Origin of the sequence: Neobacillus sp. SuZ13 (genome assembly GCF_030123365.1) — a bacterium.
GTDB lineage: Bacteria > Bacillota > Bacilli > Bacillales > Cytobacillaceae > Neobacillus.
The window spans coordinates 2337799-2355402 of the sequence record NZ_CP126107.1 but is presented as its reverse complement, the minus strand read 5'-3'; the positions used below and the strand labels follow the sequence as shown (position 1 = coordinate 2355402).

Annotated in this window: 15 protein-coding genes; 3 read left to right on the top strand and 12 right to left on the bottom strand. The window is 38.8% G+C overall.

Going from position 1 to position 17604, the window contains the following annotated elements; all coding sequences use genetic code 11:
* Positions 1-150 precede the first annotated feature (150 nt).
* Together QNH17_RS11220 and QNH17_RS11215 are read left to right on the top strand one after the other, a co-directional pair.
* Complete coding sequence (locus QNH17_RS11220) at positions 151-1806, top strand: FAD-binding dehydrogenase (protein WP_283878752.1); 1656 nt, start codon at positions 151-153, stop codon at positions 1804-1806.
* Between the two features lie 31 nt (positions 1807-1837).
* Positions 1838-2155 (top strand): antibiotic biosynthesis monooxygenase, encoded by a 318-nt coding sequence (locus QNH17_RS11215; RefSeq protein WP_283878751.1) that lies wholly within the window; start codon positions 1838-1840, stop codon positions 2153-2155.
* Positions 2156-2227: 72 nt separating this feature from the next.
* Here QNH17_RS11215 and QNH17_RS11210 read toward each other — a convergent pair whose 3' ends face one another.
* The 5 genes from QNH17_RS11210 to QNH17_RS11190 form a co-directional block, all read right to left on the bottom strand.
* Positions 2228-5365: an AAA family ATPase gene (locus QNH17_RS11210; RefSeq protein WP_283878750.1), complete on the bottom strand. Its 3138-nt coding sequence runs from the start codon at positions 5363-5365 to the stop codon at positions 2228-2230.
* Positions 5362-6507, bottom strand: coding sequence for an exonuclease SbcCD subunit D (locus tag QNH17_RS11205; RefSeq protein ID WP_283878749.1), 1146 nt, complete (start codon positions 6505-6507; stop codon positions 5362-5364). Before QNH17_RS11205 ends, QNH17_RS11210 begins: the two co-directional genes overlap by 4 nt.
* A 190-nt stretch (positions 6508-6697) precedes the next feature.
* Entirely contained in the window at positions 6698-6898 is a 201-nt protein-coding gene (locus QNH17_RS11200) for a cold-shock protein (RefSeq protein ID WP_007083969.1), read from the bottom strand.
* A gap of 398 nt (positions 6899-7296) precedes the next feature.
* The gene (locus QNH17_RS11195) at positions 7297-7650 is read right to left on the bottom strand and encodes an ArsR/SmtB family transcription factor (RefSeq protein ID WP_283878748.1); all 354 of its coding nucleotides are present in this window, start codon (positions 7648-7650) and stop codon (positions 7297-7299) included.
* A 21-nt stretch (positions 7651-7671) separates the two neighbouring features.
* Positions 7672-9420: a SulP family inorganic anion transporter gene (locus QNH17_RS11190; RefSeq protein WP_283878747.1), complete on the bottom strand. Its 1749-nt coding sequence runs from the start codon at positions 9418-9420 to the stop codon at positions 7672-7674.
* A gap of 338 nt (positions 9421-9758) precedes the next feature.
* Here QNH17_RS11190 and QNH17_RS11185 point away from each other — a divergent pair, with 338 nt between their 5' ends.
* Positions 9759-10553 (top strand): TIGR00266 family protein, encoded by a 795-nt coding sequence (locus QNH17_RS11185; RefSeq protein ID WP_283878746.1) that lies wholly within the window; start codon positions 9759-9761, stop codon positions 10551-10553.
* A 318-nt stretch (positions 10554-10871) separates the two neighbouring features.
* On the opposite strand, the gene QNH17_RS11180 is transcribed toward QNH17_RS11185, so the two are convergent.
* From QNH17_RS11180 to QNH17_RS11150, 7 genes are all read right to left on the bottom strand, one after another.
* Positions 10872-11861 (bottom strand): ABC transporter permease subunit, encoded by a 990-nt coding sequence (locus QNH17_RS11180; RefSeq protein WP_283878745.1) that lies wholly within the window; start codon positions 11859-11861, stop codon positions 10872-10874.
* Positions 11858-12733 (bottom strand): ABC transporter permease subunit, encoded by an 876-nt coding sequence (locus QNH17_RS11175; RefSeq protein WP_283878744.1) that lies wholly within the window; start codon positions 12731-12733, stop codon positions 11858-11860. The genes QNH17_RS11180 and QNH17_RS11175 overlap by 4 nt, the downstream gene beginning before the upstream one ends.
* Before the next feature lie 136 nt (positions 12734-12869).
* Entirely contained in the window at positions 12870-14342 is a 1473-nt protein-coding gene (locus QNH17_RS11170) for a DUF4153 domain-containing protein (protein WP_283878743.1), read from the bottom strand.
* A 69-nt stretch (positions 14343-14411) separates the two neighbouring features.
* Positions 14412-15047 (bottom strand): HAAS signaling domain-containing protein, encoded by a 636-nt coding sequence (locus QNH17_RS11165; protein WP_283878742.1) that lies wholly within the window; start codon positions 15045-15047, stop codon positions 14412-14414.
* A complete protein-coding gene (locus tag QNH17_RS11160) occupies positions 15028-15375 on the bottom strand; it encodes a PadR family transcriptional regulator (protein ID WP_283878741.1) in 348 nt (115 codons plus the stop codon). The genes QNH17_RS11165 and QNH17_RS11160 overlap by 20 nt, the downstream gene beginning before the upstream one ends.
* 111 nt (positions 15376-15486) lie before the next feature.
* Positions 15487-15660 (bottom strand): hypothetical protein, encoded by a 174-nt coding sequence (locus tag QNH17_RS11155; RefSeq protein ID WP_283878740.1) that lies wholly within the window; start codon positions 15658-15660, stop codon positions 15487-15489.
* Between the two features lie 95 nt (positions 15661-15755).
* A complete protein-coding gene (locus tag QNH17_RS11150; RefSeq protein ID WP_283878739.1) occupies positions 15756-17198 on the bottom strand; it encodes an amino acid permease in 1443 nt (480 codons plus the stop codon).
* Positions 17199-17604: the final 406 nt, after the last annotated feature.

Below are 17604 nucleotides of genomic sequence, written 5' to 3'. Positions count from 1 at the left end.
TTAAATTTCAAACTTTTAATAATCCTCTTCTGAATCCTATTTATTACATCAAAATTTCGATGTTAGGTATGATATACTGGAGTATATTTACTTTTCAGAAAATTTGACATGTCATGAACTTGACCTTATAAAATATCCGGGGGGATTTATTTGAAATTTGACGTGATTGTGGTGGGTGCAGGACTAGCGGGTTTGGTTGCAACGGCTGAACTTGCGGATGCAGGAAAAAAAGTACTGCTTTTAGATCAAGAACCAGAAGCTTCTCTCGGCGGACAGGCTTGGTGGTCATTTGGAGGTTTATTCCTTATTAATTCTCCCGAACAAAGAAGAATGGGGATCAAGGACTCCAGGGAACTTGCTTGGCAGGACTGGTTAGGGGCAGCAGGGTTTGACAGAGAGGAGGATGAGGATTATTGGGGGAAAAAGTGGGCCGAAGCATATGTTGATTTTGCCGCCAGCGAAAAGAGAGAATGGCTGACAGGAATGGGGGTTCGTTTTTTCCCGGTTGTCGGCTGGGCAGAGCGAGGTGGCTACACAGCTGAAGGCCATGGCAATTCAGTCCCACGTTTCCACATTGTCTGGGGAACTGGCCCAGGTCTCGTTAAGCCATTTGAGGATCGAGTCAGACAAGCAATGAAGAACGGACTTGTCGATTATCGCCCCCGCCATCGTGTGAATGAATTATTGAAAGAAAATGGTGTCATTACCGGTGTCAGGGGAGACATCCTAGTTCCATGTAATTCAGCTCGCGGGGAGGCCAGTTCACGAGAGGTAATTGGGGAATTTGAGTTTCATTCATCGGCTGTTGCGGTGACAAGCGGTGGCATTGGTGGAAACCATGAACTCATTCGAAAAAATTGGCCGGAACGACTTGGTAAGGCTCCTCAAAATATGATTTCTGGTGTCCCAGAACATGTCGACGGAAGAATGCTAGGGATAACAGAAAAAGCAGGCGGACGAATCGTCAATCGTGACCGAATGTGGCATTATACCGAAGGAATAAAAAACTGGGACCCTGTCTGGCCTAACCATGGCATCCGAATCCTGCCTGGTCCCTCCTCGCTTTGGCTTGATGCTAATGGGAAGCGCTTCCCTGCTCCGAACTTTCCTGGTTTTGATACGTTGGGGACGCTGGAAGCCATTATGAAAACAGGCTACGACTACTCCTGGTTCATTTTAACTCAGAAAATTATTGAAAAAGAGTTTGCCTTATCTGGTTCAGAGCAAAATCCTGATTTAACCGGAAAAAGTATCAAAAAAGTGTTAGCCCGAGTCCTGCCCGGTCCTACTGCCCCGGTTAAGGCATTCATGGATAAGGGCGAAGATTTTGTGATTGCGAATACCTTGTCTGAACTTGTAGCCGGGATGAATAAACTTTCCGGTGATAACTTGTTATCTCTGGATGAGATTGAGAGACAGATTCTTGCTAGAGACCGGGAGATTGAAAATAAATTTTCCAAAGATCTTCAAATTACAGCTATGCGGGGAGCAAGAAATTATCTTGGGGACAAACTGATAAGAGTGGCACCCCCACATCGAATTCTTGATTCCAAAAAGGGTCCCTTAATTGCAGTACGGTTAAACATTGTCAGCCGAAAAACGCTAGGCGGTCTCCAGACCGATTTATCCGGCAGAGTCCTTGATGCAACTGGAAAACCTGTGCCAGGTCTATACGCAGCTGGAGAAGTTTCAGGATTTGGCGGAGGCGGCATCCATGGTTACCGCTCATTGGAAGGAACGTTTGTGGGCGGCTGTTTGTTTACAGGAAGACAAGCTGGACGCGCCATCGCTAAAGAATTATCATGAGTATGTTGATGTTATTAAAGGAGGTGAGAATATGTCTTCATTAGTGTTCATGGCGCTCTATCGGCCGAACCCAGGAAAAGAGGAGGAATTAAAAGAACTCCTTAAAGTACATATCCCAACACTTCGCGCGGAAGAGTTAATTACTGATCGAGAATTATTGACGCTTCAAGCAGCGGACGGGACGATCATTGAAATCGCAGAATGGCGATCAACAGAGGCCATTGAAAAGGCACACCAATCTACTAAAGTCATGGCTGTTTGGAATAAAATTGGTGCCTTATCCGAATTAACGAGTCTTTCCACGCTTGCTGAAGCTGGGCATCCGTTTCCTAATTTTAAGCCATTATAGATTTTCAAATGAAAGAAAAACACAAAAAGCAGTGTGATTAATGATATCCACTGCTTTTTGTTCGGATTAATTTTAATTTGTAAACACAAACTCCGTCCTGCTTCCCGTCTGATCTGCCCGGACTTCCAGTCTGACGTCAATTCGTTCTTTGAGTTCCGGAACATGCGAGATAATACCAACTAAACGGCCGCTGCTTTGAATATCCATTAATGCTTCGATTGCCTGATCGAGGGACTCAGGATCCAGCGTACCAAAGCCTTCATCGATGAACATGGTCTCTAAGGAAACCCCTCCGGCATAATTTTGAACAACATCAGCCAGACCGAGTGCGAGCGATAATGAAGCTTTAAAGCTTTCCCCGCCTGAAAGTGTTTTAACATGCCGTTCCTGACCCGTATATTGGTCAAACACAAGCAATTCCAGGCCACTTTGAGCATTCCCTTTTGAACGGTCTGTTTTTCTCAGCAATTGAAAACGGCCGGAAGTCATTTTTCGTAATCGGCCATTGGCTTCTTGTAAAATATCATCCAGAAATGCAGCTAGTACATAGCGTTCAAAGGTAATTCGGAAGTTATTCTGGCCTTTAGCAATTTCAAAAAGATGACCAATTAACTTATACCGATCTTCAAGGACCTTCATTTGTTCATTCAAACTTCCCACACGGTTGTATATTTCTTCGTTATCCCGCTTTTTAACAAATAGATTGGTTTGCTGCTGGTTAAGAGCCTCGATTTCACTTGTGATTTTCTCAATCTCTTGCTTTATTCCATCGACATCTGGTGTTTTTACATTCATTAACTCATCGGTTAATTCTTTCAAACGGTCAGAAACCGAACGTAATTCTTCTCGATAACTGCGGATTTCAGCTTCAAGACTGCGAATTTCTGCTTCCGTCCGTTTCGCTTCAGCATAAGTACCATATTTTTCAAAGCCTTGTTCTGAGAGTTTGTTAATAAATATTCCTCTTTCGGAATCCAGCTCCTGTTTTTTACTCTCATGATGCTTCTTGGCATCTAATAATCTTGCTGTTTCATTTGAAAGTTTTTCTTTCACTTGCTGCAGGCGCTGCTGTGCCTCTTCTAGTTGTTTCACTAACATTTGCTGCCGGTATTTAGAATCCGCAAGTGCTTTTTCGTATTCCACTTCCGAGCGTAAATTCTCTGGAATGACTTTCATCATCCGAGCAAGATTCGTCTTCTTTTCAGTGAATTGTACGGTTAACTCATTGATTATAGCTGAAACCTGCTGAAGTTTATTTTGCACAGCTACTTTTTCAACCTCTTTGGTCTCTAATTCCCTCTTCACTTGATCAAGTTGCTTGATCTTTTCCGCAAGCTTTTCTTGATTCTGAACTAGCTGGTTCTTTTCCGTCGATGCTTCCATTTTTGCATCCACTAAATGGTCAGCAGTAAAATTTGCCCGGAATGAACGAATATCGTTCATTATTTCTTCTAAAGCTTCCCTTTGCGCTGCCTCAGCTGACTGACTCTGGTAAAAGGCGGCCTCATCTGCTGACTTTGCTTTTTCCCAGTTGGCACTTTGAGCCTTAGCTGCCTTCATTTCCTCTTCCGTTGGAATACTATCACTATTTTGTATCGCTGGTGATGGATGGTGCTCGGAGCCGCACACTGGACAGGCTTCACCTGATTGAAGTTTTGCTGCTAATATCGCGGCCTGGCCGTGCATCCATTTGTTCTCTAGTTGTTCGACCAATGCTCTTGAATCTGTATATCTAGCAGTAGTATTTTCATATTTCGCAGTGATCGACCGTAAATTTTGCTCGGCTTTTTGATGGCGCGCAAGCAGCATTTCGTATTTTTCAAAACGATCAATTTCCGTCTTCAGTTTATCAATTCTGCCTGTATTTTCTAGAAAGATAAGTTTCCCCTTTTCAATTTCTTCCTTTTGACGTTGTAGATTCACTAGTTTCACTTCTAGTTGTTCGAGAATTTGTTCGGCATGCTTAAGCTTCTGTTGCGCAGCTTTTAATTCAGCTTCCTTATTTTGTGTTTCTTTAAGTAATGTTGCAAACGAATAGACATCCTCCCTCATATTGTCTAATCGATTTACCTCTTCCAGGGCGGCCTGGCGCTCTCCTTCTCGTTCTAGTTCGTTTTGTAAGTGTTGTTCATGCTGTTTTAAAAGTCCTTCTAATTTCTCCATTTCCATCTGAATGGATTTCAAATTTCCATCAATTTGATCCACTTCGCGTTTTAAGCGGTGGCATAGTTCTTCTTGCTGCGCTAAAACGGCAGCCTTATGGGCAAGCTGGACCTGCTTTTCTTTCCCGTTATACACTTCTTCTTGAGAAACAAGTCTTGCTTTTTGCCCCTTTAGCTCCTCTTTCAATTGCAGTTTCTTTAATACTCCCTCTGCTTCAATCAACTGCCCTTTCAGTTTGTCCTGTTTCTGGCCTTTTTCTTTTAATTGGAGATTAAGTTGCTCTAACTCTTCCCCCATGCCCGCAATTTCTGTTAGTAACAGCGGCATGATGATCGTATCGTTTACACTATCTGCATCCAAATATTCACGAAGTTCTTGATTGGTTACAGCTTGAATGCGCCGAATCTGCTCATTTCTTGCCAGGACCTGGTCTTCAACCGACTTTTTCAGTTCGGTTGCTTCAACTTTCAGTTTCTCTTCCACCATTTTATATAATTGGGTATGGAACAGCCGCTGTAAAATGACTTCTTTATCCTTACTGTCTGAGGTGAGAAGTTTACGGAATTCCCCCTGCGGAATCATTAAAATCTGCCGGAACTGATTCGCATCAATCAACATAATTTCCTTAATTTTTTCCTCAACATCGTTGATTTTAGAAGCAAGCAGTTTCTTTTCGCCATTTTCTGCCCATATATATAACTCAGCTTTGGCACCTATTTGTGTATAACCATCGCCTTTATCTTTCTTCTTCAATTGCTGTGGTGACCTTGTAATCGAATATGCTTTGTTACGGAGAGAAAAATCTAGTGAAACCTCGGTTAACAACTCGTCTTTGGCAAACTGGCTGCGGAGTTCTGGACCATTGCGGTCCTCCCCACTTGCTTTTCCATAGATCGCATAACTGATGGCATCAAAAATCGTCGTTTTACCGGCGCCGGTTTTTCCTGAAATAACAAACATTGTCCGATTACCAAGTGCGGTAAAGTCGATTTCTTCAAATCCGGCATAAGGGCCGAAAGCTTGCATCGTCAGTTTTAACGGTTTCATTTCAATCCCTCCTCCTTTAGCACTTTTTCAATGACTTCTATCATTGCCGCTTTTTTATCAAGCGAAAATTCGGAGGTTGTCATTTCTGTATAAAATTGTTCAAACAACTCAATCTCGGATTTTTTATCACTTCGAATCGACGTGAATGATTGTTTTTTCTTTAAATCGGTTAGATCTAATTTTCGTTCAAGATGGAGGACGTTGGGGTACACTTGACGTAATTTATTTATAGGATCAAGTAAAGCACCTTCATCAAGAAGAGTGATTTTTAAATAATCATGGATCGCTTCTTTTTCATAAAAATATGGATCAAGTAATTCTTCCAGATGCCCTTCTATTTCCCGCATATCATGTTTTGGTGAAAGCGAGCGGTAACGATGTGTAAAGTTACCTTTATCATCCATCTCAATAATCGAAATCGACTTTTTCTGTTTGGCTTCCGAAAAAGAATATTTTAAAAGGGAACCCGAATATTTCACTTTGTTATGGTTAATGGCATCCGGACTGTGTAAGTGGCCTAATGCAGTATAAGAAAAGGGTTCGAACAATTCAGCTCCCACACATCCAGAACCACCTACAGACAAGATTCGTTCAGAATCAGACGTTTGACCTCCTAAGACAAAGGCATGTCCAACCAAAACATTAGGCTCATTCGGATTAAGATTTTCCTCCATTTTTCCGATCAGTGCTTTCATTGCTTCTTGATGGGAATGAATAGAATCATCCTCGAGTAGTTGACGGACTACTCCAGGCTCAGCATAAGGTACTAAATAAAAATTAACACCATTAACTCGCACAGGAGTAAAGCTGTTTGTTAATTTTCCCGATAAATAAAATTGGCTGTGTTTATACCAGGAACTTCCGAATGAAAGTCTTTCTGCACTATCATGGTTCCCAGCAATCGCCACAACCGGCGTTTTTAATTCTACATTAATTTTAAAAAGAATTTCATCGAGTAATTCCACGGCATCAGTTGGTGGTACCGAGCGATCATATAAATCTCCTGCAATAACAACAGCATCCGGCTTTTCTTCCGCAACGATGGCCACAAATTGCTCAAGTACTTCACGCTGATTCTCTGTCATATAGACTCCATGAACTAGTTTGCCTAAATGCCAATCAGCTGTATGGATAAATTTCATCTGCTCACCCCAATTTATAATTCTGCATCTTTCCGATACTACTATTATAGCAAAATACAAATGGAAATGAGGTTGGAAATGCAAGCAGATTACTGGAATATTGGGTATTTTATACTAGCCTCAATTTATAAAATAGTAAATACAAAAAACAGCCCGGAGCTTAGTCCGGGCTGTTATAGTAGAAAACAAATTATTTTTTAGTTACGTTAGCAGCTTGTGGTCCACGAGCACCTTCAACAACTTCGAAAGATACTTCTTGACCTTCTTCTAAAGTTTTGAAACCTTCTGTTTGGATAGCAGAGTAATGAACGAATACGTCGTTACCGTCTTCAGCTTCGATGAATCCAAAACCTTTTTCTGAGTTGAACCATTTTACTTTACCGTTTTTCATGAAAAAAAATCCTCCTATTGGCTTATCACGTAAGCCATGTGTAAATTCACCAAATTACAACGTGATAGTTTTACTTCATTTTCTCATCCAAACATCGGTTAAAACTTTGAACAAGCTTTGTAACATAAATCTAATCTCGTGCAACGGCTGACTAAATTTTAGCATTCTAGTAACCTATATGTCAACAAAGGACAAAGTAATATAAACCTACAGATTTCTACATTTCGCCGCTGTTTTCAAATGAAATTCGAGTAAATTCGACATCGATTTCAGGCAGCATTTTTGAGGAAATGAAAGTGTTTTCAAGAAAAAACGAACGATTAGTTTGCTATTTTTTTATATTGTTATTTTGTGTTTATGTCGATTAATTTTGTCAAAAAAGAAAAAAACCGAAGAATTTAGTTCTTCGGCATCACTGGTTCTTCTTCATCTTCTTTAAATTTGTCTAGTATCGTGATTGTGTCAACAAGATGATTGTTAAAAATTTGCCTAGCAACGGCGAGTAATTCGATGATCATTGGGTCTTTTAATGTGTAGATGACCTTGTTGCCTTCCTTCGTTCCAGTGACAATATTCTTGGCTCTTAGAATGGTTAGTTGCTGTGAAACAGCCGACCCTTCACTACCTACAAGGGTTTGAATTTCATTGACATTCTTATCCCCTTCGGCTAATAGCTCTAAAATGCGGATTCTCAATGGATGTGCTAGCGCTTTGAAAAATTCCGCTTTAAATTGCTGCATTTCAAGATTCAATTTGTCCACTCCCATGCTATTTTAGAAAGTAGCAGTAAGCTTGGTCCTGCTTCCCTCTATAGCCTCAGTCGCTGAAAGTTTTTTACATTCCCTAAAGGCGAAATGCTTACAGCCGAGACATTTGTTTTTGTAAATATGCTCAATGGCATATTGGATGGCTTCTCCAGTATGTTCAAAGAAATGTTCCTCGCCGATGATTTGATAGAGTCCTGTCTTTTTCAAAACACTTTCCGGCTGCGGATTTAAGCCCGATATCATGATTATACCACTTTTTGAAAAATGGCGAACAATACTGGATAAAGTCGCTTCACCTGTTGTATCCATTAATGGAACCTTACTCATGCGCAACAATAGAATTTTGGGCCGATAATTGATGGTGCTCATAATGGTTTTTTCAAAAGTTTCCGCTGCCCCGAAAAATAATGGCCCCTCTACATTAAAAATACTAATTTGCGGGCAATCATTTGTATCAGAGACAATACCTGATTCGACTTTTTCATGCTTATGTTTTCGGTTTGGCAATGCTTTCGCCGTAACCATAACGTCGCTCATTCGTTTGGCAAAAAGGATGGCAGACATAACTAAGCCTACCTCTACTGCCATGGTTAAATTCACAAAAACGGTTAATAAAAACGTAACCATTAATACTAGTGAATCCGTCGATTTTGTTTTAAAAATATGGGAGAAAACTTTTCTTTCACTCATATTCCATGCTACGACCATCAAGATTGGCGCCATACTCGCTAACGGTATATACGATGCATACGGTGCAAAAAACAGTAAGACTAACAAGACAACAACCCCATGGATGATTCCAGAAAATGGTGAAATTGCTCCATTTTTAATATTAGTAGCCGTTCGTGCAATAGCCCCTGTTGCTGGAATCCCGCCAAATAAAGGGGTAATCATATTGGCAATTCCTTGTCCGATTAACTCTTTATTGCTGTTGTGCCTGCTATTCGTCATTCCATCTGCCACAACAGCTGATAACAATGATTCAATCCCACCCATCATGGCAATAATAAAGGCTGGCTTTAGCATTTTAACAATCATATCGATACTCAGATTCGGTATATGAAGTTCAGGTAAAGTACTTGGAATTTGTCCATAGGCAGTTCCAATCGTCGTAATTTGGGTTGGGTAGAACAATGTTGCAATGACGGAGGAAACTACTAAGCCAATCAGTGGACCAGGAATTCTTGGTGCTATTTTTGGTGTTAGGATGACCGTCCCTAAACAAATTGCAGCCGTTAAAATACTAAACATATTAATAGTACCTAAATGAACAAAAATTTCTTGGACATTTCTAATAAATTCCTCATGTTTCTTTATGCCCTCCAAACCTAGGAAACTAGCAACTTGACCAGTAAATATCGTCACGGCTATTCCCGTGGTGAATCCAATCGTTACAGGTCTAGGAATATACTTTATTAAGGAGCCAAGTTTAAAAAGGCCCATTAACAAGAGAATAAACCCCGCAAGAAACCCGGCGATGAGAAGGTTTTCATATCCGTATGTCATTACAATTCCAAATAAAATTGGAATAAACGCTCCAGTAGGGCCGCCTATTTGATATTTCGATCCGCCGCATAAGGAGATAAGAATCCCTGCAACAATAGTCGTATAGATTCCATACTCTGGTTTCACACCTGAAGCGATAGCAAACGCCATCCCCAATGGAATCGCGATTACCCCGACAATCAATCCCGACAGGAGATCTTTTGGCACACTCCTTAAGGAATAATTATGGAATCTTTTATCAATTAACATATTAACCCTTCTTATCTTATTATTTTTGTATATCTGATTATTTGAATATATTGTAATTCATTTCCCATTTCAAGTATTTTGTTTAAAAATATATTTTTTAAGAAACTACTTGTTTGATTGACGTTGCCATGGTACAATAGCTAAGCGATGAGCTGAGTTGTGTAAGTCGAGAAACATTCCTTTTGGAACGCACTATGTGGAGTGTGGTTTTTCGCCTCAATACGCGAAGGACGTCTGTGTAAACAGGCGTCCTTTTTTATTGGTTAAAATTAGCACTTTTTTCCTAAATTTCTTATAATATAATTAGATTTGCCATTAAGAAAAGTGGAGGGAAAAGGATGAATAACCACGAAATTGATTTTAAAATCTATGGTGATGATATGCAGTTTGTTGAGGTTGAGCTGGATCCGCAAGAGACAGTTGTTGCTGAAGCAGGCAGCTTTATGATGATGGATGATGACATACATATGGAGACTATTTTTGGTGATGGCAGTGCCTCTGGCGGTGGAAGTGGGCTAATGGGGAAATTGTTTAGTGCCGGAAAACGCGTTCTTACAGGTGAAAGCTTGTTTATGACAACCTTCACCAATAATGGCATGGGCAAAAAGCATGTTTCGTTTGCCTCTCCGTACCCTGGAAAGATTATTCCAATGGACTTAAGCCAACTGGGCGGGAAAATTATCTGCCAAAAAGATGCCTTCCTTGCTGCAGCTAAAGGCGTTCAAGTTGGGATTGAGTTCCAACGTAAAATCGGGGCCGGCTTCTTTGGCGGTGAAGGGTTTATCATGCAAAAGTTAGAAGGCGACGGGCTCGCTTTTGTCCATGCGGGAGGAACAATTATTAAAAAAGACCTTTTGCCTGGCCAGTCATTGAGAGTAGATACTGGTTGTTTAGTGGCGATGACCAGCAGCGTTAATTATGATATTGAATTTGTAAAAGGCGTTAAAACAGCGTTGTTTGGTGGTGAAGGTCTGTTTTTTGCTACACTAAGAGGTCCAGGTTCGGTATGGATTCAATCCTTACCATTCAGCCGTTTGGCAAGCCGAGTATTTGCGGCAGCCCCTTCACGCGGCGGTGCAAAAGATGAAGGCAGTATTGCACGGGGCATTTTCGATATGTTTAATGGTGACTGATTTAAGAAAGCGGGATCATTAGGTCCTGCTTTTTTTATAAGAAAAGCGTAAGCGCCCTGGTCAGCGGCGTATGGCCTGGAGCGCTCCAACTGAGATAAAGGAAACACGAAGAGCCGGAGGCGATTCGATGTTGACTTATCGTAGGGGGAGAGCGAAGGACACTAGCCGCTAGGGCGCTGGAGCTAGACAGTAATCTAAGTTCAAAAACTTGTACTTCTTATTATACTACAAAAACCGAGCATCCGCCCGGTTTCCATCGAAAAATCTATTAACTAACATCCAGATCTTATCCCATGATCCTTGATTTTTACGAATCGGCTATTTTTGAACAAACTCAAATTGATCAGCAGAATAAGCGGCAACTTTTGGACTTAGATCTTTTTTCTTTTTCTCTTTAACCACCTTTACACCATTTAAATTACCTTCTAGTTCATTCTTCATCATATTTACGATGACGATCACTATAAAAAATCCGAACACTGGAGTTAAGATGGCCCATGGCGCACGTACAAATTCACTAAAATTTTGGCCGATTAAACCTGCCCATTCATTTGTTATGGTTGCTGGCTTAGGTGGTTCCTCATACCCCATGACACCTGCCCTATTTCTTCCACCAAGAAACATTCCAAACAGACCGAGCTGCATTGTAATGTGGAGGGTACTTATAAATTGCTGGACTGAAAATAGAATTCCATAAGAACGGATATACGGCATCAACTGCTTTCTGACAATATGTAATTTACCAGCCCCCATCAACTTTGAGCTTTGTACAAATGAAGTTTGTAATAATTGATCGGTTACATCTGAGGCGAAAATAGTGACCGATGGAAATCCAATAAATACAAGAATAATAATTTGATAGGTAACGATAGAAGAAACTGCAACATCATTAAAATCGCCCACAATCGGAATCATCAAGAGGATCGCAATGAGAATCGATGGGATGTAACGAAAAGTTAGAAAAAAGTCTTTCACATAACCTTTTAAGAATGGAGCCCACATGGAAAGAAAGATCCCAAAAATGCCCCCGAGAAAAACTCTTAATAAAGCAACTCCAAAGGCTGAAATCAAGGTAAATTTTGCACCATAGAGTAATAGCCAGTGCATGTCCTCACCATTTCGGTTCGTTCCTAATAAATGCTGTCCAGAAGGTGGAAATGGCGCCCTGCCGAAGATATCACCCTGTTCATTTTTAACCAGCACCTGATGATTAAAATCCTTTGGCCCATAATAAGGATATAAAAGACTCATGATCAATAGAAGAAGCAGGAATGTTGAACCAATTATCGTCTTTTTGTATTTTCTCATATACTAACCGCCCCCTTCCCTTTGATTAACTTAGAAATAAACCATCCTGCAGTTTCGATAACCACCAATGGAAAAGATAACATTAGCAAACACAGAACAAGGACAGAAAATTCCCCATCCATAAAAATAATTTTAAACAATTGCTGATTAAACCCACTTATATTAAATAAAATTTCAACCAAATAAATATTAGAAAGTAATATCCATACGATTGTTCTTAACTGCAAGATTAAAAGTGGAAAAATGTTTCTCATAATATGGACAAGTAATATCCGAATACGGTCCATTCCCTTTGCTTTCGCATAGAGAACATATTGCTGGTATTGTTCTTCATCAATGATCTTAATGAGGAATTGTAGCAATAAGAAAAAAGGTAGAAAAGAAACGGTCATAATTGGAACAAAATAAGGTTTATGACCATATAACCCATACAATTGTAAAAACTTTAATCCTGTTGATTTATATAGGGTGATAACAAAAAACTGGAATAAAAAAATAATGAGCAAATCTGGAATACCTTCGAAGAAATTAAGCCCGCTTTTCAATTTATTTTTTACTTTTTCCGGTGAGAGGAAAATCAATATAGCCGTAATCATCGCTAGAAAAATGATAAATAAAAGACTGCTTAATAGAATTGTCATTGTATACTGATAGCTCTCAACAATATGTAATTTTTTTAACATCTCTAGGTATTTATCTTGATTAGATTGAAATAAAAATTGAAAATCGGATGTTAGATTTACCCAAAACCTTTCGAAGTTAATTTCTATATGATCCTTTCCAATCCCTAATAAAGAGGGAAGATTAAAAATAAAAAGAAATCCTGCTACTATTAATACAAGTCTGATAAGTCCTCGAAATAACCGTTTCATTCTATCCCACCCAAATATTTTTGCTAAAAAATGACAGTCCCTTTCCTTTTACCATTTAATTATTATTTTTGCAATATTCCTAATTTATTTTCATAAAAAAAGACGCTTCGGCTCTCACTCCGAAACGTCTTCCTATTCATTCAATATCCAACTTCCTTAGTTCAGATTCTAGCTGCTCTCGTTTTAGATTATACGATTGCCACGGGAGATCATCAGCAAGGACTTCCTGTTTTCGCTCTAAGAGAACTGTTTTTAAATCCGGTATATTCTGGTCTTTTTCAAAGAGATCGATTAATCCTAACACCCCTGTATAAGACAGGTTATTAAGGTAGTGAACATCAATTTTCCCGCTCAACTCGTAACGTTTCATATTTTCATTCACGACAATTTTATCTAAGTCAATTACTGTAATGGCTGTGTAATAGATTAAGGATGAAATAAAGTAAAAATGAAATAATGATAACTTCATCACCCATATTTTCACAAGAGTATACGTAAAAATAATAACAAGATAAATCATAAACGAATGGACAAGAACTCTTGTAAACGTAAATCCATACGCATCTTCATACATACTTAACCGCATGAAGGCAGAAGTAAGCATAACAGAGCTCGCGATGACAAGGATGGTTAACATTATTTGTGTGGCTCTTTGCATAAACCTTGTTGTGCGCTTAACGAACGTTAACACGATTACAGTAATCGATAAATTGATGAGTGTTACAAACAATAGCTCAAAAAACCCCTTTCGAGCATATTCTGCATAGGTAAAGTCTTCCGATAACGTCCCGCTAAAAAAATACCGAAATTGTACGAGAGTAAATAATAGATACACTAAATTAATAATCACTAAAACTGTAATGGAGATAATCCCATCTAGATTAAATCCTTCTTTGTTTGTTGGCTGTTTCATTATATTAATATGTCTGGTATAAAGAATCTGCATGAAACCAAAGAAGGCAAACGTGCAAATTAAAATAACCATAAGTCTAAAGATTCGTTCCCCATTGATGACTTGAAACCATTGGGGAATACCTCCAATCAATTGTTCGAACTGTGAATCTGCTGATATCAGTAAGTTCAATACAACAAATAGGATTGGCAGCGAGATGGCAATCCCGAGGATTATTTTTTTCCATACGATCAATTTGTCCTCATGACCACCTTGTTTTAAGCTCTTTCCAATCAATGACACAAAACCGATATTAAATTTTATTGATTGGATTAGGCGTATGAATATTAACGAAATAAAAGCAGGTTTATTCCATTGAAAATTTTTCGGAGTGGTTATTAACACCAAATGAAAGATAACCAACCCAGGGATCACCAAAATATTTAAGCCATAAAAGAGAAAGTTATTATTTAAGAAGTAGTTAGCCGACATCAACCAAACACAACAAAGAATTAAGTATCCTAATCGTTGATGGGAAAATTGATAGCGTCGGTAACGCCAAAGAAACAGTGAATAAAATGCTGAAACAAACACAAAGTAGGATATCCCTATCTCACTGCGAAAAAAAGCTTCTTCCGCTAAAATACCAAGCAATAAACATAATAATAAGAAGATCCAAGCAGATTTACCAATTTTTGTTTCTATTTTCGTTTCCATATTCATCCCTCTTTTTGTATAGATTTTCTATATATATAGTTTTACTAGGTATGTATTCAAAAAAAATGCTTATACCGAAGCTTTTCTCCCCCACCGGTAGCCAATCCAGCTGATTGGATATAAGATGATGGTAAAAATGATACAAGCAATTATAAACGTTTTCGTTAACAATGGGGCAAACCAAGAATGTGGAATAATTTGAAACACGGTAAGAACCATTAAGATTAAATTTGGAATAAGAGAAAGTAGAAACGTTTTATTAAGGAGCACCCTCCCGTTATGACCAAATCCCTTTCCAATTTCATATCCTAACAAGGCCCAAAAAAACAGATACAAAATAGCAATCAAGGTGGGAATCGCTGTCAGGTGGTTCCAAGCAGCCGTTATCCATTTCCATTGATAGACATTGTGAGCCAGGGTGAGTAAACTCCCACCTCCGAAAAAAAGTACATTTAAAAGGATAAACAGCCACTTCATATTGCTGGGATTGACAGAAAACTCATCTCTCCATATTTGGATAATTTCTTTTGGCGTGCCTAGGCGGGATACAATTAAATCATAAACTATATCCTCATCCCGAATTCCCGATTCAATCAGAATTTCATCGATATGTGACCCATATTCACGGAGAATTTCATCTTTATCTAAATGGTCTCCTATTCCCTTTGCCAACTCATTCAGAAACCTATTCTTCGGCCGTTCCATGCTTCGGTCTCCCTATCACCTTGTTCATCACTTTAACAAAGTCCTGCCATTCACGTGTTTTTTCACCCAATAATTCTTTTCCTGCTTTTGTAATCTTATAGTACTTCCGGGCTGGCCCCTTTTCCTGCTCCTGCCAATAACACTCAATGTACTCTTGCTTTTCAAGTTTATGAAGTGCAGGATATAAGGTTCCCTCTTTTACACTCAGATCATTATCACTTCGTTGTTCCAGCTCTTTCACGAGTTCATAGCCATACATATCACGTTCGTTTAATAGCTGAAGGAGGATTAAGGAAGTACTGCCCTTAACTAATTCGCGGTTAAACATCTTCTCACCTACCTAGATATTTTAGGTACATAGAAATTCTATACCGAATCTTTCTAAATGTAAATAGCTTAAAAAAATAGTGACGATATTTTCATCGTCACTACACTTTACTCACTTTACTCTACCGTTATTTCTAAGTACCTTAATGTTTTGGTCACGCTCGCCGCCATCAGATAACTCCTCTGAAAACTCATGTTTTGCTTCTTCTCCAACTAATTCACCTTGCTTGATGGTCCTTGGTGGCAAATTATTATTAGGTGCCGCCTGTTCATTCCAATCTCCCATTATTATCACCTCGACACATAGTATTTAAAGTTTTGGTTTATCTTATCCCAAAAAAACAAAACGCTTGGATTTTTTCCAAGCGTTTTACAAAGTAATTAGATCACCATTTTTTTATTTTCGTTCAGTTCAATTTCGTGTTCATCACTCATATCCTGTTCACGAAGCTTTTTAATTCTAAAATGGTAAATCAAGTAACAGGCGCCCACAAATGGAACCCCTAGATAAAGTGCTAAGCGTTGTGCTGGGTCAAATGCTAAACTTACTAGAACGGAAACGTTTAATAGTAAGCCGATAAGTGGTAAAACTGGGTAAAGTGGTGTTTTGAACTTTAGGTCTGCTACATTTCCACCTTCACGGATAAATCTTCTGCGGAAGGCAATTTGTGAAGCAGTAATGGAAATCCAGCCAACTTGTGCACCTAAACCAGCTACGGAAAGAAGCCACATAAATACCGTTTCTTCTGCAAAAAAACCTGAAAGTAGTGATAATAACGCAATACCAAGGGTGAAAAGTAGTGCATTAATCGGTACGCCTTGTTTATTTACTTTTGTGAGAATAGGACTAGCCATTTTTTCTTTTGACATCGCGTACAACATTCGAGTTCCCGCATATAAGCCAGAGTTTCCAACAGAAAGCAATGCAGTTAAGATAACAAAATTCATAATATCTGCAGCGTAAGGAATTCCGATACTATCAAATACAACAACAAATGGACTTTCTACAACCCCTGCTTTATCCATTGGAATTAAACTAGAAACAACAAATATAGCTAATACAAAGAAAACAAGGGTACGCCATACAGTTTGTTTAATCGATTTGGGAATAGTCTTTTCTGGATTTTCACTTTCTCCTGCAGCTATTCCAATCAATTCCGTTCCTTGGAAAGAAAAATTAACCGCGATCATGGTAACAATTAATGCTGAAAATCCGTTAGGTAAAAGACCATGTGCTGTAAAATTAGATAAAAATGGTGCAGCTTGACCGCCATTCATGTCAATTAATCCAAACATGGCAGCGCCACCTAATGCGATAAAAAGAATAATAGCCAAAATTTTTATACTTGAAAACCAAAATTCTGCTTCCCCAAATGCTTTTGCAGATAGAGCATTGAGTAAGAATAAAATAACTGCAAAAATGCCACTCCAAATCCAAACTTGTACATCAGGAAACCATCTTTGCATAAGTTGCCCAGCAGATAGGAACTCTAATGCAACCGTGACGGACCAACCTAACCAATATAGCCAGCCGAGTGCAAATCCTGTTCCTGGGCCAATAAATTTTGTCGTATACGTTTGGAACGAGCCTGAAACAGGCATGGCTACAGACAATTCTCCGAGACAAAGCATGGTTAAAAACATGATAAAACCGCCAACAATATAGGCGAGAATGGCACCTATTGGGCCAGCCTGACTGATTGTATAACCTGAACCCAAGAATAAACCTGAACCGATTACTCCCCCCAAAGAAATCATAAATAAATGTCTCGTCTTCATCGTTCGTTTTAATTCATGGTTTGAACTGTTTTCCTGCAAATTCATTAAATTTCCCCCTTCTCCCCAAACAAAGAATACGCTTTCAATACCCAAAATAGTAGGATAATTTTTTGCTAGTGGCAATGTGATTAAACCTTTACCATTAGAAATTATAGAGAAATAGTAGTCTTTTAACAACAGACAATAATTTCTAAATTATCACTATATTTTTATAATAGAACAATGCAAGTTTTGTGCCAAAATTAAAATCACCTAAAATGTGTACATTCTTTGAACAAACAAGCAAAATATTTTTGCATTTCAATAAAAATTTTGCACCTATGCTGCAAAAATAATTTTTCCACAAAAAGGATAGAACGTTTATCTTCAAAAAGTCGTAAATAAAGGAATCCCCTCACTAACGCAAACATTCTTTGCAAATTTAACATTTTTCTAATAAAACTGCAAAACT